16 protein-coding genes are annotated in these 24803 nt (G+C 36.5%); 2 read left to right on the forward strand and 14 right to left on the reverse strand.

Translation table 11 applies throughout. The features are described from left to right. Nucleotides 1–161 precede the first annotated feature (161 nt). Nucleotides 162–3326: a VPS10 domain-containing protein gene (locus ACP5P5_RS06155; protein WP_428285229.1), complete on the forward strand. Its 3165-nt coding sequence runs from the start codon at nucleotides 162–164 to the stop codon at nucleotides 3324–3326. 8 nt (nucleotides 3327–3334) lie between these two features. On the opposite strand, the gene ACP5P5_RS06160 is transcribed toward ACP5P5_RS06155, so the two are convergent. The 12 genes from ACP5P5_RS06160 to ACP5P5_RS06215 form a co-directional block, all read right to left on the reverse strand. Continuing rightward, the gene (locus ACP5P5_RS06160; RefSeq protein WP_428285230.1) at nucleotides 3335–3925 is read right to left on the reverse strand and encodes a ferric reductase-like transmembrane domain-containing protein; all 591 of its coding nucleotides are present in this window, start codon (nucleotides 3923–3925) and stop codon (nucleotides 3335–3337) included. A gap of 7 nt (nucleotides 3926–3932) precedes the next feature. Continuing rightward, on the reverse strand, nucleotides 3933–4715 hold the full coding sequence (locus ACP5P5_RS06165) for an ATP-binding cassette domain-containing protein (protein ID WP_428285231.1): 783 nt from the start codon (nucleotides 4713–4715) through the stop codon (nucleotides 3933–3935). Next, nucleotides 4708–5760, reverse strand: coding sequence for a FecCD family ABC transporter permease (locus ACP5P5_RS06170; protein WP_428285232.1), 1053 nt, complete (start codon nucleotides 5758–5760; stop codon nucleotides 4708–4710). Before ACP5P5_RS06170 ends, ACP5P5_RS06165 begins: the two co-directional genes overlap by 8 nt. Next, nucleotides 5744–6637 carry a heme/hemin ABC transporter substrate-binding protein gene (locus ACP5P5_RS06175; protein WP_428285233.1) on the reverse strand — a complete coding sequence of 298 codons (894 nt, stop codon included), beginning with the start codon at nucleotides 6635–6637 and terminating at the stop codon, nucleotides 5744–5746. Before ACP5P5_RS06175 ends, ACP5P5_RS06170 begins: the two co-directional genes overlap by 17 nt. 10 nt (nucleotides 6638–6647) lie before the next feature. Beyond that, nucleotides 6648–8981 (reverse strand): TonB-dependent receptor, encoded by a 2334-nt coding sequence (locus ACP5P5_RS06180; protein WP_428285234.1) that lies wholly within the window; start codon nucleotides 8979–8981, stop codon nucleotides 6648–6650. Nucleotides 8982–9061: 80 nt separating this feature from the next. Beyond that, complete coding sequence (locus ACP5P5_RS06185) at nucleotides 9062–9607, reverse strand: hypothetical protein (RefSeq protein ID WP_428285235.1); 546 nt, start codon at nucleotides 9605–9607, stop codon at nucleotides 9062–9064. Between the two features lie 96 nt (nucleotides 9608–9703). Further along, entirely contained in the window at nucleotides 9704–10543 is an 840-nt protein-coding gene (locus ACP5P5_RS06190) for a glycoside hydrolase family 16 protein (RefSeq protein WP_428285236.1), read from the reverse strand. 64 nt (nucleotides 10544–10607) lie between these two features. Then, the gene (locus ACP5P5_RS06195; RefSeq protein ID WP_428285237.1) at nucleotides 10608–11633 is read right to left on the reverse strand and encodes a family 16 glycosylhydrolase; all 1026 of its coding nucleotides are present in this window, start codon (nucleotides 11631–11633) and stop codon (nucleotides 10608–10610) included. Nucleotides 11634–11659: 26 nt separating this feature from the next. Next, complete coding sequence (locus ACP5P5_RS06200; protein ID WP_428285238.1) at nucleotides 11660–12556, reverse strand: PKD domain-containing protein; 897 nt, start codon at nucleotides 12554–12556, stop codon at nucleotides 11660–11662. A 14-nt stretch (nucleotides 12557–12570) separates the two neighbouring features. Beyond that, complete coding sequence (locus ACP5P5_RS06205) at nucleotides 12571–14676, reverse strand: hypothetical protein (RefSeq protein WP_428285239.1); 2106 nt, start codon at nucleotides 14674–14676, stop codon at nucleotides 12571–12573. A gap of 19 nt (nucleotides 14677–14695) precedes the next feature. Next, nucleotides 14696–16180 carry a RagB/SusD family nutrient uptake outer membrane protein gene (locus tag ACP5P5_RS06210; RefSeq protein ID WP_428285240.1) on the reverse strand — a complete coding sequence of 495 codons (1485 nt, stop codon included), beginning with the start codon at nucleotides 16178–16180 and terminating at the stop codon, nucleotides 14696–14698. Between the two features lie 60 nt (nucleotides 16181–16240). Further along, a complete protein-coding gene (locus tag ACP5P5_RS06215) occupies nucleotides 16241–19360 on the reverse strand; it encodes a SusC/RagA family TonB-linked outer membrane protein (protein ID WP_428285241.1) in 3120 nt (1039 codons plus the stop codon). A 325-nt stretch (nucleotides 19361–19685) separates the two neighbouring features. Between ACP5P5_RS06215 and ACP5P5_RS06220 the strand changes: the two genes are divergently transcribed. Then, nucleotides 19686–22667 (forward strand): ligand-binding sensor domain-containing protein, encoded by a 2982-nt coding sequence (locus ACP5P5_RS06220; RefSeq protein WP_428285242.1) that lies wholly within the window; start codon nucleotides 19686–19688, stop codon nucleotides 22665–22667. A gap of 23 nt (nucleotides 22668–22690) precedes the next feature. Here the strand turns inward: ACP5P5_RS06220 and ACP5P5_RS06225 are convergent, their stop codons facing one another. Together ACP5P5_RS06225 and ACP5P5_RS06230 are read right to left on the reverse strand one after the other, a co-directional pair. After that, a complete protein-coding gene (locus ACP5P5_RS06225; RefSeq protein ID WP_428285243.1) occupies nucleotides 22691–23344 on the reverse strand; it encodes a GDSL-type esterase/lipase family protein in 654 nt (217 codons plus the stop codon). A 12-nt stretch (nucleotides 23345–23356) separates the two neighbouring features. After that, on the reverse strand, nucleotides 23357–24796 hold the full coding sequence (locus ACP5P5_RS06230; protein WP_428285244.1) for a glycoside hydrolase family 30 protein: 1440 nt from the start codon (nucleotides 24794–24796) through the stop codon (nucleotides 23357–23359). Between the last annotated feature and the right edge of the window lie 7 nt (nucleotides 24797–24803).

Here is a 24803-nt window from a genome sequence, read left to right on the forward strand (position 1 = left end):
ATTCATGATTGAAAAATATTTTGTATTTGAAATTAAAAGGTACGCCGCAAGTGGTATTCTTTCAAAAAAATTATACAAATGGCAATTGTATTACGTTCATCCAATAATTCAATGCAGCTTTAAAAATTTTGCTACCTTTCAAATCTTAAAAAATTGGCAGCATGAGAAAATTGTACTATGGCCTGTTGTTGGCTTCAGCGTTTTGCTGGCAGGCAAAGGCACAACTGGTAAATCTTTCTACCCAATTTAAAAATTTACAACCCCGAACCATTGGCCCTGCCGGAATGAGTGGCCGTATAACTGCCATTGATGCGGTATGGACTAATCCTAACATTATTTATGCGGGAAGTGCCAGTGGTGGCGTTTGGAAAACTGAAAACGGAGGCGCTTCATGGACACCAGTTTTTGATAAAGAACCTATTCAAAACATAGGTGCAGTAGCTATTACACAAAGCAACCCATCGGTTGTTTGGGCTGGAACAGGAGAAGGTAATCCACGTAACTCTGTAAGTTTAGGCGATGGTATTTATAAAAGTTTAGATGGAGGAAAAACATGGCAATGCATGGGTTTGCAAAAAACAAAAAACATTCATCGAATTATCATCGACCCTAACAATCCCGATGTTGTTTATGTTGGCGCCATTGGTAATCCATACGGCGTGCATGGCGAAAGAGGTTTGTATAAAACGACTGATGGCGGACAAAGCTGGAAGTTGATATTACATACCAACGACAGCAGTGGCGTTGCCGATATGGTAATGGATCCCAGTAATCCCAATAAGCTTTTAGTGGCTATGTGGCAACATCACCGCACACCTTGGAGCTTTACCAGTGGAGGGCCCGGTAGTGGATTGTATGTAACTTATGATGGTGGAAAAACATTTAAAAAATTAGGCAAAGCTGATGGATTACCCGACGGCAATTATGGTAGAATTGGTTTAACCATTTGCCGTAGTTTACCTAGTCGCATTTATGCAATGGTGGAAGCCACCAAAAATGGTTTGTATAAATCGGATGATGGTGGAATTAAATGGGAACTGGTAAACAGCAATCCAACCGACGTTACCAACCGTCCTTTTTATTTTCAAGATATAAGAGTTGACCCTGAAAATGAAAACCGTTTATATAACATTAATCAAATGGTGAGTGTAAGTGAAGATGGCGGTAAAACTTTTCGTATCCTAATTCCTTACAGTGGCATTCACCCCGACCACCATGCCTGGTGGATTCATCCTTATGATCCCTCATTTATTATTGATGGTGACGATGGCGGATTAGCTATTACCCGCGATAAAGGAAAAAATTGGCAATTTGAAAGCAAGCTGCCGGTTGGTCAATTCTACCACATTAATGTTGACAATGCTTTACCTTATCATGTAATGGGTGGTTTACAAGATAATGGAAGTTGGTATGGCCCTGCCTATGTTTGGATTAATTCCGGTATTCGCAACAGTTATTGGACTGAAGTAGGCGGTGGCGACGGATTTGATGTAGTACCTGATCCTGATAATTATAACTGGGTATATTCAATGAGCCAGGAAGGAGAATTAGGCAGATATAACGTTGCTACCGGAGAACAATGGCGCATAAAACCACCGGATGTTGGAAGTACTTTAAGACACAGATTTAATTGGAATGCCGCCATTGCGCAAGACCCATTCGACAACAATACCATTTACTTTGGCAGCCAGTTTGTAAATAAAAGCACCAATAAAGGAATATCATGGAGTATTATTTCGCCCGATTTAACAACGAATGATACCGCCAAGGAAGATCAAAGTAAAAATGGGGGAATCTCTATTGATATTACTGGTGCAGAAAATTATTGCACTATATTATGTATTGAACCTTCGCATATACAACGGGGGGTAATTTGGGTAGGTACCGATGATGGGAACGTGCAACTTACTCAAGATGGCGGTAAAACATGGACCAACTTCCGTGGAAAAATTCTAGGCATGCCGGAAGGCAGCTGGATTCCGCAAATTCGTGCATCACGTTACAAAGCAGGTGAAGCGTTTGTGGTATGCAATAATTATCGTTTAGGCGATTTTAAACCCTACATTTTCCGCACAACTGACTTTGGAAAAACATGGACCAGATTGGTTGATGAAAAGAAAGTAACGGGGTATGCTTTGTGTATGATTCAAGATCCGGTTGAGCCAAATTTAATTTTTGTTGGAACAGAACAAGGATTATGGGTAAGTTTTGACAATGGCGAAAAATTTCAACAATTTAAAAACAACTATCCTTCTGTTTCAACGTATGACTTAGCCATTCAGGAAAGAGAAGGTGATTTAGCCATTGCTACCTTTGGACGGGCTATTTGGATTTTAGATGATATAAGACCATTACGTAAATTGGCTGCCAATAACGGAAAGGCCTTTACACAGAAGCTTGTAGCGTTCCCCATTCCTACTGCTTATGAAGCAAAAATGAAAAACCCTTCCGGTATTGAATATAGCATATGGGGTACTTACGAGGGTGAAAACAGGAAAAGAGGTGCTTCTATTAGTTTCTATACCGAAAGAAATGCAAATGATACAGGCAAACAAAAAATGCCGGATACTTTGCAATTACATATTTATGATGCACAACACAACAATGTAAGAAACTTAATGGTAAAGGCCGATACCGGTTTTAATCGCTTTTTCTGGGGGCTTGAAGGCAAAGGGGTAAGAAGCGACGGTGGAAGAAGAGGTGGTTTCAGAAATACCGGTAATAGTAACACTGAACCTCCCGGGTTACCGGTTGACCCGGGCACATACACCGTTGTATTACAATGGGGCAAACTAAAAGACTCCGCAACCGTTGTGGTTAATGATGATCCCAATGCCCCTGTTTCAATGGAAGTTAGAAAAGCACAACGGGCCTTTAATGCACGGATTGATTCATTAACGGTTCAGGTAAATGAATTAACGGAACGTTTAGCTACTGCAGAAAGCATTATGACTAATATTAAAAACAACTTGCAAAATATTGACAGCAGTAAACGTGATAGCATTAGCCGTAGCATGAAGCATTTAGAACAATCCATTAAATTAATCCGAGAAGATATTAATGGTAAACCACAGGAAAAACAAGGTTATGGCACCATACCGCAAGTAACCGTAAACAGCAATATTGCCAATGCCCGCAGTACAGCTTTATATAAAAATGCAGTGCCGGGTGAACAAGAAGAAAAGCTTTACAAAGTAGCCGAAGAAAGTGTACAAAAAGTAGCTAAAAAAGCAGGAAACTTTTTTAATTCAGAATGGAATAACTTCCGCAAATATGTTGAATCGGCAAAACTTGATTTATTTAAAAAGGACAATGAAAAAGATTAATTTTTTCATTAAAGTTGTTTTTTCAAATAATAGCGAAAGCGAATAACAGAAGCTGCTATCAGAACCAATCCACAAATTTCTGATAGCAGCTTTTCTGCATCTAAGAAATCAGGTGTACGGTCTTTCAATTCCTGATCCATCCATATTCCATGAATAATAAACAACAAGGCCATACCGTAAGCTACTAAATGCACATTTTTCCAATATCTAAAACCCATTTTGCTTTTTATTATTTTTTGGGTAGTTATGATAATGAGCAATAAAGCATAAAAAGAGATGCTCCCCAACAAAGCCATATAAGGTTGATGGGAATTGGTTAAAGGCCATAATAATTGCAACCACGAAAATGGTGCTGTTGCATCTAATGGTATTAAAATTATGTGTACCAATACCAAAACCAGGGCCACATATGCGGTGTAATTATGTAGATCGGTTAAACTAAGTTGTTGTAAAAAATCAGGCATTCGTTTCCAATGTATGGAACGCTTGTAAGCTGAACTTAACAACATACCTAACAAAATATTAATGGTTAATACAACTGTGGCAATCAATCCAACGGTTGAAGAAATATCAATGGTTTGCATAAATAAGTAGTGCATTGAAGAATTAGGGTTGAAAATAAATGAATGGGTAATTAGCATTAGGAATAGGAAGATGCATTGAACCAATGCCAAAAACACCTTTTGTTAAACTATCCGTTATTTGATACGGCGGATATAAGCTTGTAAACAAGCAACCGTCTTTTATAAAATGCAACGTATCGGCAAAAGGCAGTGCCATATTAATATCATGCAAAATAGCTATAACGGTAACTGATTGACGAGTAAGCTGTTTGGCAATTTGCATTAACTGATACTGGTATTTAATATCTAATTGAGAAACCGGCTCATCCAACAATAAATATTTTTCATTTTGTTCATTGGCATCTAAAATTTGTGCTAATACTCTGCACATTTGTACTTTTTGTGCTTCACCTCCCGATAAATGTTGATAAATGGTATTACTCAAATGTCGCACATCCATTAATTGCATCGCCTTATCTACAATGTTCTCATCTATTGCTTTTGGATGATTGTTGAAGAAAGGATATCGCCCCATCATTACCACTTCTTGCACTGTTAAAGCAAATGGCAAATAATATTGTTGCGAAAGAACAGCTCTTTTTTGTGCTAACTGCCTGGCATTCATAGTTTGCATATCTACACCATCCATAAAAATATTTCCGGCAGTAGGCAATAAACTTCCTGCTAATAATTGTAATAAAGTACTCTTTCCTGCACCATTTGCACCCATGATGACAGTAAAACTGTTTTTGGGAATTTTCAATTCTATTTGCTGCAATATTTGCTTTTTATGAATTGAAAATTCAAGATTTTTCACTTCAATCATAACCACCACCTCCTTTTTGCAGTAACTGAGTTTGCTTTAATAAAATAATGAAAACAGGGGCACCCACCAACGAGGTAATAATTCCAATGGGAATTTCACCGGGAGCAATTAATAAACGAGCAGCCATATCGGCAATGGTTAATAAAATGGCGCCACACAAAAAAGCAGAAGGCAACAGTACTCTATTATTACCCCCTACCCATAAACGCATAATATGAGGAACAATCAATCCTAAAAATGCAATTACGCCCACAAATGCAGTAGCAATAGCTACCATAGCCGTATTCAGTAATAAAATTTGCCACTTTAGTTTTTCAGTTTGCACTCCTAAAAAACCGGCTTCTTTATCACCCAACATCAGTGCATTTAATTGATTGGTACAACGCTGTAACAAATACATAACAGGCAAAGTAATTGCTGTAACAGTTATTACCTGCCACCATGAAGCCCCGGAAAAACTTCCCAAGTTCCAAAAAGTTATACTGCGTGCCTGAGGATCGCGAGAAATAAAACTTAAAAAACCCGTTCCGCTTAAAGCAATGGCATTAATGGCTATACCAATAAGCAATAAATTGGTAACAGAAACTTTAAATGCAGAACGAGCTAATGTATAAACCAGTACCGTTGCTATTATACCACCTATGAAAGCAAATAAAGGTACCAAAAAAACACCGGATAAATGTTGCATCCATAAGGGCAAGGTGCCTGATAAAACGAAAATAAATGATGCCCCAAAAGCAGCCCCGGCACTGGTGCCAATTAGTCCTGGCTCAACAATAGGATTACGAAACAGCCCCTGCATCATTACTCCTGCTGCCGCTAAAATTCCTCCTGTTATTGCACAAAGCAAAACACGAGGCAGACGAATATCTAAAAAAATTGCCTCGTGTATATTATTCAAACTTTTGTTTTGAATAACTAATAAAACCGATTCATACATTTCATGCAAAGAAATAGGAACTGCCCCCCATGCAATAGCCAATACCATGGTGATGGCGAGTAGAAAAAGTAATACTATTATGGCAATTTTAGGGTAACGTAGCATGTAGATTCGGGTGTAATAATTTCATGAGCAATAAAATATTTTCTGCACTTCGTGGACCAAAATAAACAATATCGTGTTCATTAAAACGATATATTCTATTATTCTTAGCAGCATTGGTTAATGCTACACCGGGTAATTTTTTTACACCTTCAACACCGCCTAATTTGTCAAAACCAAAATCGGTAACAATTACCACATCAGGATTTGCCGTGGCAATTGCCTCAGCACTTAATTGCGATGCTCCTTTAGCCTGATACACGGCCGGTTTACCCACAGCGAACCGAATAATGGCATCGGCAGGCCCATTTCTTCCACTCATTACAAAAAATACATTGTTGGCCTGGCCAAACTGTATCACCATTACTTTAGGGGTATCAGTACATTGTTTTTGTGCCGCATACACTATTTGCATTTGTTGTTGCAGCTGTTTATTTAATGAGTCGGCTACACCTTTTACGCCAAAATAATTGGCCAATGCAGTTAATAAAAGTTGCGCACTATCTAAGGTATTTGATTCAAAAAATTCTTTACAACGGATACCCACTTGTTGTAGTTGGGGAATAACCGTTGCCGGACCAATATTAGGGCTGTATACTACCACATCAGGACGCATAGAAACAATACCTTCGGTACTTAACAAACGGTGATATCCCACCTTAGGTAATAACTTTGCACTATCGGGGTAGCTACTCGTTAAATCACATGCAACTATATCTTTCCCTTTTCCCAAAGCAAAAAGCATTTCTGTAATTTGCTTTGAAACAGAAACTATTCTTTTAGCTGTTGCCGGATTAAAATTTTCATCCTGCTGCTTTTGTTTACAAGCCATTAATAGCAGCAGGGTGAATGATAGAATTATTGGGTTTAAAATTTTCATAGTTCTTAGTTTAGAAATGATATGCCAGCTTTAATCCACCATACCACATGGCCGTATAAGGACCCGGTATAAAATGAGGATCGGTTTGTGAAGCCAAAGTAGGCGATAAAAATAAAAACGTATAGTAGGTGTTGTTTAATAAATTATCAGCGCCAACAAAAGCATCTATATCAAAATGCTGATGGAATGTTTTTCTAAAACCAAGCTTGGCTCCTAATAATCGATAAGCATCGGCATAATTCAAATTATCGTAAGTATATGGCACTTTATCAACATATTGAAAAGTACTATTGAAGTAAATACCCGGCGCAGTTACAACGTCAAATCCAATATTTAAAAAATTAGGGGCTACACCGGCCACCTTATTTCCTGAAAAATTGAGTGTTGCGGAATTATTGTTATTATCGCTTTTAAAATCTACATAAGTAAAATTAGAATAAGTATATGTAACAAATGGTTTTACCGAACGGAAGAAAGAAGTATTAGATTGAACAGCCAAATAATTCAACGACAATTCTACACCGTTATCGCGTTGCTTACCCACATTTACGGCAAAAGTATAAAATGGATTTGTTTGAGTAGCTGCCACTGATTGATTTACGATTTTGTTACTTACATCTAACTGAAATAAAGCCAATTGATAAGATAGTTTATTATTCAACAAACTGCCTTTTACACCTACCTCATACTGAATACCCATTTCTGGTTGTAAACCATAATTCACCTTTCCAATTGCAGGAATTACAACATTGCTGGTAGTAGGTGGTGTGTATCCGGTACTAACATCAACATAAACAGAATTATTTTTATTCAACATTTTTAATATTGCAATTCTGGGTTTTACGACAGGCATAAAACGCTTATAACCGGACTGGTCCAAATGTGTTGGATTAGCAGTATTGGTTAACATATCACGAATACTATATTCTATAAAATTAACACTACTGCCTGCGCTTAACATAAAATTAGCGGGCAAATTTAGCTTCCACTCTGTAAATACATTATATGTTTGTGCCTGAATTTGCAAATCAGTTCTAATTCCGCCTAATACGCCATTAGTTAAATTATAAGTTTTATTGAATGAAAGTGTTTTCTCGAACTGTCCGCCAATAATACCATGAATACCAACGGAACCGGATTTGCCATTATACACAAAACCTGTTCTGCCTCCAAACGTTAAAACTGCATTAGAGTTTAAGCCGGCAGCAAATGGCTGATCTAAAGTATAACCTGATGTATAAGCAGTTGTTTGATTCGTAAAGTGCGTGTTTATTTTAATATCATCGGTAATTCCGGCTCTAAAACTTTCGATTAATACATGAGCGTTGTTATTAACGTATTTTGGGTCACTCCAGGTAATTCTTCTATATAAAGTATCGCCCGGAATTTCTCCGGCCAATTCTTCGTACGAGCGGCTATAGGATAAATAAGTAGAAATAGTTTGTTGGTCGCCTACATAAAAATCGCCTTTGAAAGAAGCATAATCTTTCGCAGAAGCACTATGATTACGGTATCCATTTGACGTTTGATGACCGTAGTTAAAAAACAAAACAGAATTACTACCGGCAGACTCAATGCGTGTATTGTTCCGATAAAGCCCATAACTACCAACAGTATTTTCTTCCAAAAACTTTGTTGTGTTGGGCTTTGGTTGAATGGAATACAATTTAACCACTCCTGCAATGCCCGATCCATATAAACTTGATTCCGGCCCCTTAAACACCTCAACTCGGCCAATGGTTGAGAAATCAATATCATCTAAAATGGTAACGCCTGTTGCGTCGGTTAATGGAATATTATTTAAATATACCTGATAACCTAAGCCATTAAAATTAGTAGTATTACCATAGCCGCGAATAATAATACGTTGACCACCCGATATACCTCGTGTTTGCATAAATACACCCGGAATGGTATTCATTTGAGTTTCGGGAAACAAACCATTACCGCGCTGTAAATCCTGATAAGTTAATACACCCACCGATTGTGCTTCCGTTAACTGATTATCGCGCTTACCTGTTGCCCAACCCGTAACTTGTACTTTATTTAAGTTGTCGGTAGTAGGTGTCAGTAATATCAGTAAATTTTTGTTAGAAGGTTTTACCAATATTTGTTGGCTCTCATAACCCAAGCTATTAACGGTAATTGTTATATTGGATGAAATGTTTTTTAGAACAAAAATGCCATTATCATCCGTAACTAATTTTTGCTGATTGGGAAGTACAATAACAGCACCAACAACAGGCTGATTGGTAAGGTTATCGGCCACCCTTCCCTGAATGTTTTGTGCTTTCAGTTGAATAATGAATAGCATTGAGAATATGAATAGATATAACTTTTTCATGTTGCTTTAGTATAAATAAAATAAACATTTTAGCCATTGACCAAAATTAGATTTGATAAGAAATTTTTGATAACAGAATGTTAACTGAGGTAAAAGCCTATTCGAGGGGGTGGCTGCAAAATAAAAATAGGCGGATTAGAATGTTTGGAAAAATTATTAATAACCCAAACATTTTCAGTTATCAATAACAGGTTAATTTGTATATGCTGCGGAGCATAAAAGAAAGAAAATATTTGCGAAAAGCTTAACCGATTTTGCTTACCAGCATCATTTCTACTTTTTTGTAGTGCTAAATGTAAAAGGTCTGTATTATTTTCTGCATTATCGGGTAAACAGCAAATGGCCACCGTTGTTTTACTGTAAGTAATGGCTATTACATCATATAGCAGTCCCCTCCATGTAAATTCTTTATTTTTTTCTTCCCATGAAAAATTATTTTGAACAATATGGCCAGCCTTATTTAAACTAAAAACTAAATGACAGGCTGCTTTTGTATCAGGATGAGCAACAATATATTGATGCATTTCAGCTTTAAGATGTACTTTATACAAAGCATACCATAAATGGTAACCACCCATATAAATTAAAAGTACAGTTAGTAGTAATATGGATAAGCTTTTCCTCATATTGCAGGCATGGAAATTAATAAAACCCTACATGCCGAACAAATATTTTGGATGAACGCTTATCCTTCTTACTACTTAAAAAACCAACTGAAACAATTAGGGGGCATTGTATTGTGTTACTTTTACCCAATCAACCAGCATTTTCGCTTGCTTTTGTTGAATGAGCTTCACAGTTTTTTCGGGAAGGCCCAAATAAGGTTGTTTCACTTTATTTACACCGGCAGGATAGTTTCCACCTAATGCAAAATTGAGAATTAAATATTTTTTATTGCTAAACGCCCAAGGACCATATTTAGTAGTCATGGCTTTTGTAACAGTGTACATCGGTTTTCCATCATATTCAAATACCATAGAATCGGGTGTCCAATTAACTGCATAAATATGCCATTGTGTAGCATGGTTATTTTTAGGATAATAATAGCGTTGTACAAAGGGTGTTTCGCCGCTATAACCCGGACCATGTATGGCAGCACTACTCCATGCAGCATCACCTACATTTTCCATCACATCAATTTCACCGGTTTGAGGCCATTCATCGTTCCCCAAAATCCACCAGGCAGGCCATAAACCTGCACCATTAGTAATTTGAATACGTGCTTCTGCACGACCATATTCAAATTCAAATTTGTCTTTTGTGTTGATGCGAGCTGAAATAAAATCAAAATATTGCCCATCGTGTGTAACAAATCCCGGAGAATACAAAGGTTGTAAAACCAATTTATTATTCTTTACATATAAAGTTGCATTAGAATCAACATAAGCTTGTAATTCGTTGTTCACATGAAATCCGGTAACCACCACATTCCATTTACTGGTATCTAATTTTGATGATTTAAAATCGTCGAAAAAAATTACTTTACCTTTTTGACGGGGCTGTGCAACTGCTAATGACGTAATACCAATTGCAAATACTATAAAAATGAATACCGACCGCATAATTTAATTGTCAGGTTTTGAATGAAAAAATGGTTGCTTGCTTAAATTATTTAAAATGTTTCAATTATTGGTAAATGCGCACATAATCAATTTCCATTTGATCAGTAGTAAAGTTCGAATCAACAGTTCCACCTAACGTACCGCCCATTGCTACATTCAAAATAATAAAGAAGTTTTGATTGAATGGGAAGTTGCTGTTGTTAGGTAAAGTGTAATATACCACATCATCTACCAGCAACTGTATGGTAGCAGGCGACCAAATAGCCGAATACTTATGAAATGTGGTAGAAACATTTGCAACGGAAGTAGTAGCTCCATCGCCATATTGATTCACTTGCTGGGGATAATGTAAAGTTCCATAAACTATATTTTTGTTATTGCCATTCTGTTCCATAATGTCTATCTCGCCGCATGCTGGCCAACCTACAGTTGAAATATTATTACCCAGCATCCAAATAGCAGGCCAAGTTCCTATTGATGCCGGCAACTTAGCACTCACATCAATTCGTCCATATTTAAATGCATATAAACCTTGAGTTTTTAACCTCGCAGAAGTGTAATTACTTCCGGAATAACTTTCTTTTTTGGCAATAATTTTTAAGGTTCCATTAGAAACAATAGCATTGTCGGTTCTAGAGGTATAATATTCTAATTCATTATTACCCCAGCCACCGGCACCTAAATCATACGTCCATTTGGTAGGATCGGGGCTTCCGGGTGTATTAAACTCATCTGACCAAACTAAATTCATTTTAACCACAACCGTAATTTGAATATTAGCAGAAGAAGTTAATCCTGATGCACTTTTCGCAATAACATTAATCGTATATGTTCCTGACGATGTGTATTTGTACGTTGTTACCCCAGATGGTATAGTTTGAATTACTCCATTACCAAAATCAAAATCGTAGGATACTGCATTAGTAGCAGATGCGGTAAAACTTACGTTACCACTACTATCAGTAGCTACTACAGCTGTTATTTTTACACTACCGGGAGCTTGGTTTGGAGGGGTAGGATTTTTACTGCTACCCCCACAACCCGCCAGTATTGACGTAATAAATACACTAAAAATTGTTAGCTTAAACATAATACTATTTTGAAATAAGATCAGTGCTATTGTGCTCTGAAAATTTGATACCATGCATTACCATCGCTTCCAATATTTCTTAACCACATTACATTGGAAGTTAGCGATAAAATTTCGTATGTGTTACCACCTGTTCCAAAACCAATAATTCCATTACCGGGAACTGTAAATTGAATGCCGGTTGAATTAGTACTGTTTGAACCAGAGTTGGCTGTTCCAAAACCAAGAGTCTTAGTACCACCGGTTGCAATGGGATAACAACCATCACCACCTGATTGTCCATAAAATGCAGTAGCAGCGGCAATTAAGAAAGAAGAACCATTGTTATTATCATTCATAGTAATGGAATTGCTGCCTGCCTGTGTAAATGTAATTACACTACCATATGCGCAAGCCGGCTTTTCATTAGGCTGCGCCTGATACCAATCAGGAAAAAAAGATGTGGTAGGTCCTACACCAAAGTGCCCAACAGTATCGCTGGCAATTATCCAGTTTTTAGAAGTACCATTAGTTAGTAAAGACATTATATCGGTAGGTATTTGAAACTTATATAATACCCTAATTTGCTTACTAAGGGTAGTAATAGCACCTCCGGTACCAATGGCATTTACGGTTATGGTATAAGTATTGGTATCAATGGTTGTGTACTTATACGTAGCAGTTCCGGAATAAGTCATAACGGAATCGCCATTGCCGAAATAAATTTTATATTGCAAAGCATTGGTAGCTTGAGCCGAAATGGTAACATTGCCGGAACCATCACCGGTAGGGTTATTAGCATCTTGCCCCTGAATAATTACATTGATTACCAAATCCTGTGGGGTTTTAATACTTCCAAAACTATACTCAGTTTTTTTACAGGCTATAACCGCAAAAAAGGTTACAACCACTGCAGCAATCATGTATTTAAAATTCGTTTTCATATACAGTTCATTTATTATTGAAGATTCACATTGTTCCAATAAAATGTTTTACCGGAACCTGCATTATTAAAGTCGAAAAATATAGAACACTTATCATATGTATTTGAAGCACTCCAAGCGGGTGTTCCGGCTTGAGGCTGGCTAAAATCAAACGTAAGTGTTTCCCATTGATTGGCTAAAGTTGTATTGACCAAAACTTGCACATAATTATTGCCATTGTTGTGGTCTTCAACTTTTAACAAAACTGGAATACCTGCAGCAGGTGAATAAACCTGCACCGTCATTTTAGTTCTGGTTGCACTTAATGGAATAGGTGTTGCAAACCCAACCGGAGTTCCTATTGTTGTTCCTGCCCAAGTTTGCGCTCCTGTAGGTTTAGTAGTTTTCATTACCCAAAGTCCGGTATTAGCAGGATCGGGTGCTAAAACAGAACTATTATTACCGAAATCCGTTACCGTTGGGTCCATATCAGGATTATTAAAATCAACTGGTAAATTCATTTGAGCTAAGAAATGAACATCATCCCAATAAAATACGGAGCCGTTACCCGGATTACCGAAATCAAAGAAGATAGAAGCCAGATCATAAGTGTTGGATGGATTAAATGCCGGTGTGCCGGATGCCGGATTTGAAAAATCAAATATTAATCTTTCCCACTGATTAGCTACCGTAGTTGGTACATCGGTTTCCACAGAAAGACCATTATTCGGATTGGCGTGGTTATCTACTTTCAATTTAATATCCAAACCTACAGCAGGTGAATATACTTTTACCGACATTTTAGTAGCAACCGATGTAAATGGAATTTTTTGTGCAAAGCCTGCAGTTGTGCCAATGGTTGTACCAGCCCAGGTTTGTGCTCCTACCGTTTTGGTGGATTGCATAACATGATTAGTATTATTTAATGGATCTGTTGTTAATACAGAAGCATTGCCCCCAAAATCAGTCATAGTATAATCAACCGTTGTACTTTCAAATGTTACCGGCAAATTAATTTGAGCCAAAGATGCAGGTGCCATTTTAAGATCATCAAAATAGAATGTGGAACCTGTTCCCGGATTACCAAAATCGAAGAAAATAGAAGCTAGGTCGTATGTATTGGAAGGTTTAAATGCCGGGGTACCGGGTGCAGGATTAGAAAAATCGAATGTTAGCATCTCCCACTGATTGGCTACTGTTGTCAAAACGTCTGTTTCAACAGAAAGACCATTGTTGGGATTAGAGTGATTGTCTACCTTTAATTTAATATCTAACCCTGCTGCTGGTGAATACACCATCACCGTCATTTTTTTATTACTATTTGTTAACGGTATAGGGTTAGCGAAACCTAAAGAAGTACCGATAGTTGTTCCTGCCCAAGTTTGCGCTCCGGCAATTTTTACCACTTTCATTACATGATTATTACTATTCACAGGATCAACTGCTAACGAAGAAACATCACCACCAAAATCAGACATCGTATAATTGGTATTTGGATCTTCGAAAGTTACCGGCAAGTCTATTTGTTTTGAAACTTGAATAGTATCTGTATATTGAGTAGTTTCACTACCACCACTTAATGCTATTACTTTTACTACATATGTGCCTGCATTTAGATAGTTGTGGGTAATAACCTGCCCAGGCAACGCTGATGTATAAGGTTCAGGAGTAACATTGGTTGAATCGCCAAAATAAATTTTAAAGAAAGTAGCATATTTAGCTGTGGCACTAACATTAACCGTTAGGTTACTGGTTGTTAAATTTACTTGTAGGTTTTGCGGTGCTATAAATGATACTACTAAAGGTTGTGTGAAGGTAGTAGTGCCTCCTTTTAAATCGTGTCCTACAATTTTAACCTGGTAATTCCCTTCTTTATATATGTGCTGCACACTTGCGCCGGCCCTAATACTAACAGGAATTGTAGTAGTATCACCAAAATAAACATCATAACTTACGGCACCTGCACCATTTGGCGTAATGGTTACTAGCCCAGTATTATCTTGTGTAATATTAAACATTACCGATAAATTACTTGCTGTTGCAGCCGTTGAAACGAAAGATGTATCGGTAAACGCCTTTTTACAAGCGCTGATAACAACAATCAGCATTATAAAAATTGTTATTTGTTTTATTATTTTCATAACAAAATATTTTATGTGTTTAATAGCCGGGATTTTGTGTTAAACCCGAAACCAGAATTTCTTGTTGCGGAATGGGGAATACTTCATTTTTACCCACTACAAACTTTGGCCCTAATACAGTAGCTGCTTGCCCGGTGCGAACTAAGTCAAAGAAACGCTCACCTTCCATTGCCAATTCTAATCTTCTTTCATTTAAAATAGCATTATACAAAGCCGGTCCTGAAGCAGTAACATCATGGCTGGCATCGCTTACCTGAAAGGCTCTTCTTCTTACCATGTTTAAGTATTGACGAGCTAATGCATCATTAGGTGAAGTGCTTTTATTCAATGCTTCTGCAGCCATTAACAAAACATCGGCATAACGAATGGTTCGGAAATTGTTCAAATAGTTTAATTCAGGCTGACCACTGGTTTCACCAATACGAGGCAAATACTTTTGATTGTATAATCCTGTATTTTTATAAGGTGCTACCTGATAAGTTATACCCCAGGTAGGATTAGCTGCAACATAAGCTTCAATATCAAAACATGTGGCAGCTTTGCGCTGATCACCATTTTCATAAGCATTGTTTAAGTTTTGTGTGGGCAAATTAGTGCTCCATCCCGGTGCATAGGGCATTAAGGGAGAGGTAGCTTTTAAATTACGTACACCACACTGCTGTACGGAATAGTTACCCTGGCCTTGCAAAACATTTGACCATTGATAGTACGGTGAGGTATTGGTGTATTGTATTTCAAATACAGATTCGGGACCATTTTCGCCAGACTTTAAAAATATAGAAGCAAAATTATTTACTAACGCAAATGCATTAGCGTTGATTACACTTTGTAGCACAGTTGCTGCAGAATCGTATTTATTTTGGTACAAAAACACTTTTCCCAACAATGCCTGAGCAGCATATTTGGTAATGCGTCCTTGTTGTAGTTGTACAGTAGGTAGAACCCCAATGGCACTGTTCAAATCACTTTCAATTTGTAAATACACATCAGCTTTAGGCGATCTTTTTAAGGTACCGGAATTGGAGAAGTCTAAACGTTTATCAACAAACAATGGTACATCACCAAACATTTTTACAAGTGTAAAATAATAGTAAGCACGTAAAAAGTATACTTCACCATACATAGCATCTTTACCGGCAAAATTGATGGTATTACCTGCTGGATTCTTGTCTTTATATTGTACCAAATAATTAGCACGATTCACCCCTTCATAAGCATATTGCCAAATTTGGGTTAATGTACCGTTTACCGGAGTTAGTGTATAATCATCAATTTGTTGCAGATCTAACACATCAGAAGCGCTTTCGCCACCTGCAACAGAATTATCAGAAGCAATATCGCCAATGGGCACAACTTGATTTAACCATTGCAAGGGAGTGTATACACTTACTTCCATTGTACGATAATCAGACTCAGACTGCAAATAATCTAATGCAGTTACCAGAAATGCATCGTGTGGATTATAGTCTATATATCTTTTGCACGAAGCAAGTATGACTAGCATACTAAAAAGCGTAAAAATTTTTATATATTTTTTCATAACTGTTAGCATTTTATAAAAGTTTTAAAATCGCAGATCAACACCAAAGTTGTAAGAACGAGCTTGTGGATAAGCGCCTAAGTCAACTCCGGTATTTAAAATGCCACCTGATATTTCTGGATCGAATCCGGAATATTTAGTGAAGGTGTACGCATTCTTAACCTGCATATATATACGCACTTTATTAAATGCATTTTTTGCAAACGATTTGGGGAAAGTGTAACCCAATTCTAAATTTTTAATTTTTACGAATGAGCCATCTTCCACATATCTATCCGAAACTCTGGCATTATTATTCGGGTCAGTAAATGAATAGCGAGGATAGCGGGCATCATTAGTAGTTCCGGGACCCGTCCAACGTGCCAATATGCTTCTGAACTTATTAGTAAAGCTGGCATTACGTTCATAGGCACGATAAATATTATTACCTACTGATGCATACAAGAAAGCAGAAAAATCCCAGTTTTTAAATTCTAAATTTAATCCCCAACCCATTGTGAATTTGGGGAAAGGATCTCCAATTTTAGTTTGGTCTTTACTATCAATAACACCATCGCCATTAATATCAACATATTTAATATCGCCGGGTTGGGCGCCTGGTTGAGAAGCCCATTTGGCAATATCAGCAGCACTTTGAAATAAACCTGCAGTTTTATAACCATAAAAATATCCGGGAGACTGGCCTTTTTCAAACACAGTTACAGTTTGTGATTGTCCATTGAAATAACTTCCACCTACTAAACGAGCAGTATTATCAGAGTTAGTAGCAGTAACCAAATTTTTAGAGCTGGTAAATGTTACTGAGGTATTGATGTGGAAATATTTTCCAATATGGTCAGTATATGAAAGCATCGCATCTATTCCACGGCTTGTAGTTGAACCAATATTGGCTAACGGGGCTGGTATTGTACCCAAGTACAATGATTGTGAAGGTGTGAACAATAAACCATTTACATCTTTTCTAAAATAATCAGCAGTAATTGAAAAGCGATTATTAAAGAAATTCATATCAAAACCCACATTAAACTGTGCTTGTTTTTCCCACGCCAAATTGGGGTTAGCTTGCGAACCCAAGGAAGAACCGGGTGTAAACATATTACCAAAACTGTATCCATTACTATTACCTATATTATTATATGGACCGCCGGTAATAATAGTATTACTTTGCGGACTGGTATTACCATCATTTCCGGTAGTACCATAACTTGTTCTTAATTTCAAGTAATTAACAAAGTTAGAATGGAAGAATTTTTCATTGGAAACTATCCAACCTGCAGACCCCGCAAAGAAGTTACCAAACTTATTATTAGCACCAAATGCATAAGAACCATCTCTTCTGGCACTAAATGAAGCAAGGTATTTTCCCTTATAATCATAGTTAATACGTGAGAAATAGGAGATATTTTTTCCGAAATATTGATAGTAATATCCGGTTTGTGCATTGGTATTAGTAGCTGTATTTACGCCTGTTGCAGCAGTATAATCGGCAAATGTCCATGAATTGAATGGAACATCTTGCCTTGATACACCTATTTGATTACCTGAATTACGCAAGAATACGATACCTGCAACTGTTTCAAAATGATGATCATTTCTCCACTTAAAATTATAATTAGCAAAAGTTTCCCAACGATAATTAAAATTACTGTTACGGGTTGACGAAACTGAATTATGCCTTCCGGTAACAGTACTACCATCCGCATTCAATGAATTATCAACATTCAAAGGGCCATAAAATATTAATGGATAAAATGCTTTTGCATTATCATTATAAGCAGTATAACCAAAACGAGAGGTAATTTTAATATTCTTCACTACATCATACTGCAATTCAAACTTTCCATAAATTTTATTACCTGCATCTTTATTATAAGTATTGGCCAAATCGGTTAATGGATTATGCACTTCCTGTAGCAATAAATTACTGAAGCCGTAAGTTCCAATGGTATTTGGTATGGTATTGTATACCGGTACAGTGGGGTCAAAGTTTAGGGCTTCACCAATAATGCTATTAAATGAATTTTCTGCAACACCCTTTGAGTTTAGCAATACCCCGGTTGTATTTAAAATAAACTTCAACTTAGGCATTAACTGAAAGTTGAGGTTTGCAGTAAAATTGCCTCTGGCATAATCACTTTTACTTCCACCACCTACAATACCCGCCTGATCAGCATAGTTTGCAGAAAGAAAATATGATACTTTATCAGAACCGCCGGTTACTGAAAAAGAATACAATTGCAATGGTGCTTTTTTAAAAATTTGGTCTTGCCAATTTGTTCCAACGCCAACTTTACTTAAGTCAGGAAAAATTACAGGCCCACCTGATGTTGTACTACCTTCATTTACTATAGCTGCATATTCAGTAGCATTTAATACACCAATGGTATTGGCTACTTCTTGCGTACCATAGCTAGCATTTAAATTGAATTGTGTTTTTTGGTTGCGACGGCCCGACTTTGTGGTAACAACAATTACCCCATTACCACCTTTCACACCATATATAGCTGTGGTGGCGGCATCTTTTAACACGTTAATAGATTCAATGTCTGAAGGGCTTAAAGAGTTAAAATCAACCAATGATTGCTGAACCCCATCAATAATCACCAATGGGTCAGATCCGGAATAAGAAGGAATACCGCGAATTAAAACGGTGGGAGTTACACCAGGCGAACCACTTTGTATGATATTAACACCTGAAGCACGCCCTTGAATGGCATCTTCAACCCTTACCGGATTAGCCTTTTCAATATCGGCAGCTTTCACAGTTGAAATGGCACCGGATATATTCGTAACCTTTTGTGTACCATAACCAATCACTACCACATCGTTTAAATCATTCACTGATTCTTCCAAAGCAAAATTTTCTACTCCGCCGGCATCTACAGTTCTGGTAACCGTTTGCATGCCCACATGCTTTACCACAATTTGCTTACCCTTTTGAGGTATGGAAAGCGTATAATTACCTTCCTCATTGGTAGTTGTTACAATAGGGGTGCCTCTCACCTCAATACTAGCACCTGCAATGGGTGCACCGGTAGCTTTATTAATAACCTTTCCGGTTATTTTTATTACCTGTGCCCGCAACGTGAATGTTGCACTTAAAAAAATGGCAAATAGTAGCCAAAATGGCAATTTTAATTTCATAAGCAAGTAATTAAAAATGAAAAATGAAAAAGCAAAAAAATACGCCAAAAAGGCAGTATTGTTTTTTTATAGAATAAAAAATTGGAATTAGAATGAGTAAACAGAGGCAAACCAAACCCTGTAATTTGAAAATGTAATATGGGCAGTTTGTTCAGCAACATAGCAAGCAATAAAATGGCAAATAGTTATTAAATTCCAAACTGAATAGTGTTTTGTAAAACTAATTGCTACCTTTACCATATAAAAATTTTTTGCCACATCAATACTACATCTATTCATTAAAAGCCTATATTTAAGCCTATTTTGAGTACATCAATACTACATCATGCTTTTCCTAAAAACCAATTTTCAACGATGTATGCCCCTAAAACTTAGTTTAATGGTTTGCCTTGTTGCTTTTATGATTTGTAGCAAAGGACAATCATTTATTGGGCAGCGCGAAGTAGTAAATTTTACAAAACAAGCCTATAATGCAGGGCGTCAAAACTGGAAAATATTACAAGACAAACAGGGCCGATGCTATTTTGCCAATAATGAAGGGGTGCTCATTTTTGATGGCAGCTTTTGGAAATTATATCCTTTACCCAACAAAACAATAGTTTGGTCCTTCGATTTTGGGAATGACAATAAACTATACGTGGGCGGACAAGATGAGATTGGCTATTTTGGTACTAACAAATATGGCAATTTGTCATATACCTCACTAAAAGAATTACTGGATACAGAAGATCAAAAATTTGCCGATGTATGGAACATTGTGCACCTTGGCAATGATGTTTTTTTTAGAACTACCTCTAAAATTTTTCGATACCATGATGGGAAAATAACGGTATTACTTCCTTGGTCTGCATGGGGCTATATGGGTATTTATAATAACCAATTAATTGCCCACGATGAGGAAAAAGGAATTATGGTACTACACAATAACCAGTGGCAAACACTAGTACCCGGCAGCGCTTTACCGGCAGGGTTTTATATAACCGGAATGGCCCCCTATGACAATGGAAGCTTAATTACCACAGCTAAAAACGGATTATTTGTTTTAAACGACAAAGGAATTAATAGTTTTCAGGCGCAAGGCACTTCGGCCATGCAAGGTTTTACCTCGGTAATTCAATTAAACAATGGCAGCTATTTATTGGGCACCTATAATAATGGTATTATTCATATTCAAGCCAATGGCGCACTCATAGAAGCATTTACCAAGGCTGAAGGCTTGCAAAACAATAATATTAAAAGTTTATTGGCCGACCAGTTTCACAATATTTGGGTAGGATTAGAAAATGGTATTTCATTTATCCCATTTAATAGTGCCATTAAGCATATCAATCCTCCAGTATTTAATGATGCCTCAGGTTTTGCTATGGCCCTTCATGAACAACAATTATTTTTCGGATTATCGAATGGTATATATTCATTACCTATTACCAATACACTTGATTTAAGTTTTACCCTGAATAACGTTCATCGCATTGCTGAAGGGCAAACCTGGCAATTATACCATTATAAAAATTTGTTATTAGCAGGAAAAGAAGAGGGCTTTTTTCAATACAACAACAGTAGCTTTACGCCAATTGATGTTTCAACCGGCTATTGGACTTTTAAACCGTATGATGCAAAAAACGACTCATTTGCATTAGCAGCAGGTAATTATTTAGGATTGCATTTGTTTAGCTACCAAAATAATCACTTCATTAATAAAGGAATAATTCCTAACCTAAACACCTCTGCCCGTTATGTGGAGTACGATAGTGCTTTGCATTGCATTTGGGTGTCTCATCCTTACAGAGGTGTTTATAAAATTAATTTACAGAACAATAATGTACAGCTATATACTGCAGCTAATGGACTTCCATCTACTTTAAACAACCACGTATTTAAAATTAAAAATGAAATTCTTATAGCTACCGAAAAAGGAATTTATACCTACAATGCTACCACCGATAATTTTCAATCATCTGCCAGTTATCAACCCATTTTCGACAGTTTAAGTATTCGATATTTAAAAGATGATGCTGCAGGCAATATTTGGTTCGTTCACGAAAAAACGATTGGCGTTGTTGACTTTTCTACTTCAAAACCGTTTATTGTTTACTTACCCGAATTAAGCGGTAAAATATTAAGTGGATTCGAGCATGTATTTCCAATTGATCAAAAAAATATTTTTATAAGTGGCGAATCAGGCTTTTACCATTTAAACTACCTACAATACAAACAAAACATTCATCCACTAACGGTATATATTAGAAATGTGAATGCCAAAAACAAAGAAGCAAATATGGTATTTGGTGGTTTTTATGGCGAACCCAATGCCGATGCTTCGCAAAGTGCGGAAAATTTTCCTTCTATTACACACAAATACAACTCCGTTCAATTTCAGTATTCCGTTGCGTTTGATGAACAACAAAGTAGCATTGAGTATAGATATTGGTTAAAAGGATTTGACAAAGAATGGTCGGAATGGACTAAAAAATCGGAGAAAGAATATACCAACCTTCCTGCCGGGTTTTATACATTCCAAATTCAAGCACGTAATAATTTAAACAATACTTCTGCCATTAGCAGTTATTCCTTTTATATTTTACCGCCTTGGTATAAATCTATTTGGGCTTATTTGGTTTATGGCATTCTGTTAATAGTGATGATAATGTTTTTGTACAAGTTCCAAGAAAATAAAATTCAGCAAAAGCAGGAAAAAAGGATGTTGGAAGAAAGAAAAAAATACGAGGAAGAACAACGCAATTTGGAATACCAACACCAATTGGCTTTAGAAAAAGCAGAAAAAGAGTTAATACAATTAAAGAACGAAAAACTAGAATCTGAAATAAATTTCAAAAACGCTGAATTGGCATCAACCGCCATGAACCTAGTGCAGAAAAAAGAATTCTTATTGAAAATTAAAGACGAGTTAAGCAAAATAAACAAATCTGGTAAAGAACAAATTGAACTGAATGAACTGAAGAAAATTTTGAAAGAACTTTCTGAAGAAAAGAATTTGAATGATGAATGGGAGCAGTTTTCTGTACATTTTAATCAAGTTCATAGCAACTTTTTATTAAAACTAAAATCACTTTATCCCGACCTAACAGCGAATGAATTAAAACTGTGTGCTTATTTACGCATGAATTTATCGAGCAAGGAAATTGCACAATTAATGAGCATATCAACCCGTGGTGTTGAAATAGGCCGTTATAGATTAAGAAAGAAATTACAAATTCCTTCCGATGCGAATTTATTTCGCTTCTTGTTAGACATTGAAGAAAGCAATACAGACGGAGTTTCTTCTATCAACGAAAAAAATGATTAATCATTAAAAAAACTAAATAAAATCTACAACAAAAGGGGTGCTAAAATTTTTTGCCATATATGATAACCATTGGCATTCATGTGTAATTCATCATTTAAAAAAATAGATTGATTTATGGTACCATCTTTATTCAACATAGCATCAAAAACATTTACAAATCTGGTACTAGGCTGGGTTTTCAAATATTGTTGAATCAATTGATTAGCAGCTTTCATTTTTGACAACCATTGCACACGGCTTGGGCTTGGCTTTATAGAAACATAATCAACTGGAATAGTTGGATACTTTTCACGGATTAATTGTAAAACTGTTTTTACTCTATCCAGTATTTGTATTGGCGTAATTGTAGTATCCTCAGCAATATCATTTTCACCACAATAAATAACAATTTGCTTGGGATGATAGGGCCAAACAATATCCGGAATATAATGAATTAAATCGGGCAATGTAGAGCCGCCAAAACCTCTATTAATAATTGTATGATTTGGAAAATAACTCTGCACATCGGTCCATTTTCTGAACGATGAACTTCCTAAAAATAAAATAGCATTTTTAGGAGGAAAGTGAATGCTATCCTGTTTTTTAAAAGCTGCTATTTCATCATAAAATCTTGGTGACTGTGCATTTGTCACACCTAAACTCATTATGCATAAGCATACAATCAAAAGCTTTTTCATGTTATTTATTTTTTACCAAACATAAGTGGCCACACTGCCTGCAGTAAGCACAGCAACAGCATATTGGTTATTAAATTGAATACCAAATGCCTGAGTAGTATTGTTTGAATTAAAAACAATTAATACTTTTTTACCCTGTGGTGTTAAAAAAGCAACATTAGGCAAGTTATTAATCATATTCGAAGCAATTCGGTACGAGCCGTAAGGTACAAACTTTGATGCATGTGCTATAATATAGTATGCCACATTTCTGGTAATACTATTTCCTTGTATAGTTAAAGCGCCTAAACATTGTGTGCATCCGCCGGGCGTGTGTGGTTCATAATTCGCATCCGCAGCAAGATTCCATTCAAGCACTGTTTTACTCCAATTGCGTGGCGCACCAATAATTAAATTTTGGATGTGCCATTGTAAATTGGAAGCAAAATCACCGGGTGCTCCTACCCATTGTTCCGTAAAATAAACATGCTTATTAGGGAATGCGTCATGCACCTGGCTAAGTGCACTAATATCACCTGCATACAAATGAAAGGCCGATCCGGTAACATATTGCGCAGCATTAGGATTATTTAAAATTGTCAAGGGATAATCAGGTCTGTCGCAATTATGATCGTATAACCAAATTTGGGTAGCAATATTATTACTTTTAAATACTGGCCCAAGTGCATTTTGAATAAAGTTTGCTTGTTCATCGGCTTGCATTACCATACTTGGATTATTGTTTGGATTTAATGGCTCATTTTGTATGGTAATAGCATAAACGGGAATGCCTTGCTGTTGAATAGCCATTATATACTTTGCTAAATATTGTGCATAAACCTGATAATATTGTGGCAATAAACTTCCACCAACGGTAGCGTTATTGCTTTTCATCCATGTAGGTGCAGACCAAGGAGAACCTAAAATTTTTATGTTCGGATTGATTTGTAAAATTGCTTTTAAAACCGGAATTAAATCAACAGTATCAGCAGCCAGACTAAAATGCTGCAATAAAGTATCTGTTGTTCCGTTAGGCACATCATCATAAGAAAAAACCGAACTATTTAAATCAGAAGCACCAATACTGATGCGTAAAAAATTGATGCCAATACTACCAGAATCATTGCCAAATAATTCATTTAATAAAGCTAATTTTTGTGAAGTTGGTAACTGATTAATCAAAACAGCACTGCCACCGGTTAAGGTAAAACCAAACCCATCCATGGTTTGGTATTGCTTTGTACTATCAACTGTTATAACTTCATTGGTTTTGTTTGTTGAATTGAAATAAATAACAGGTTGCTGCTGCAAACCTACAGTACCGGAAGCATTAGTTAACCAACCATACATTTTATTGGGACATTGCACAAAAACATTTCGTTGTGCATTTACCCATTTACTACTTAACAATGTACAAGTTAAGCATGAGTATAAAAGGAAAAATTGAATGGTATTACTTTTGCGTTGCTGCATTTATTAA

The organism is Hydrotalea sp., assembly GCF_049968455.1.
Lineage (GTDB): Bacteria > Bacteroidota > Bacteroidia > Chitinophagales > Chitinophagaceae > Hydrotalea.

Coding starts and splice junctions, on each gene's coding strand:
- ACP5P5_RS06155 (WP_428285229.1), top strand. CDS start 162: ATGAGAAAATTGTACTATGGCCTGTTGTTGGCTTCAGCGTTTTGCTGG.
- ACP5P5_RS06160 (WP_428285230.1), bottom strand. CDS start 3,925: ATGCACTACTTATTTATGCAAACCATTGATATTTCTTCAACCGTTGGA.
- ACP5P5_RS06165 (WP_428285231.1), bottom strand. CDS start 4,715: ATGATTGAAGTGAAAAATCTTGAATTTTCAATTCATAAAAAGCAAATA.
- ACP5P5_RS06170 (WP_428285232.1), bottom strand. CDS start 5,760: ATGCTACGTTACCCTAAAATTGCCATAATAGTATTACTTTTTCTACTC.
- ACP5P5_RS06175 (WP_428285233.1), bottom strand. CDS start 6,637: ATGAAAATTTTAAACCCAATAATTCTATCATTCACCCTGCTGCTATTA.
- ACP5P5_RS06180 (WP_428285234.1), bottom strand. CDS start 8,981: ATGAAAAAGTTATATCTATTCATATTCTCAATGCTATTCATTATTCAA.
- ACP5P5_RS06185 (WP_428285235.1), bottom strand. CDS start 9,607: ATGAGGAAAAGCTTATCCATATTACTACTAACTGTACTTTTAATTTAT.
- ACP5P5_RS06190 (WP_428285236.1), bottom strand. CDS start 10,543: ATGCGGTCGGTATTCATTTTTATAGTATTTGCAATTGGTATTACGTCA.
- ACP5P5_RS06195 (WP_428285237.1), bottom strand. CDS start 11,633: ATGTTTAAGCTAACAATTTTTAGTGTATTTATTACGTCAATACTGGCG.
- ACP5P5_RS06200 (WP_428285238.1), bottom strand. CDS start 12,556: ATGAAAACGAATTTTAAATACATGATTGCTGCAGTGGTTGTAACCTTT.
- ACP5P5_RS06205 (WP_428285239.1), bottom strand. CDS start 14,676: ATGAAAATAATAAAACAAATAACAATTTTTATAATGCTGATTGTTGTT.
- ACP5P5_RS06210 (WP_428285240.1), bottom strand. CDS start 16,180: ATGCTAGTCATACTTGCTTCGTGCAAAAGATATATAGACTATAATCCA.
- ACP5P5_RS06215 (WP_428285241.1), bottom strand. CDS start 19,360: ATGAAATTAAAATTGCCATTTTGGCTACTATTTGCCATTTTTTTAAGT.
- ACP5P5_RS06220 (WP_428285242.1), top strand. CDS start 19,686: ATGCTTTTCCTAAAAACCAATTTTCAACGATGTATGCCCCTAAAACTT.
- ACP5P5_RS06225 (WP_428285243.1), bottom strand. CDS start 23,344: ATGAAAAAGCTTTTGATTGTATGCTTATGCATAATGAGTTTAGGTGTG.
- ACP5P5_RS06230 (WP_428285244.1), bottom strand. CDS start 24,796: ATGCAGCAACGCAAAAGTAATACCATTCAATTTTTCCTTTTATACTCA.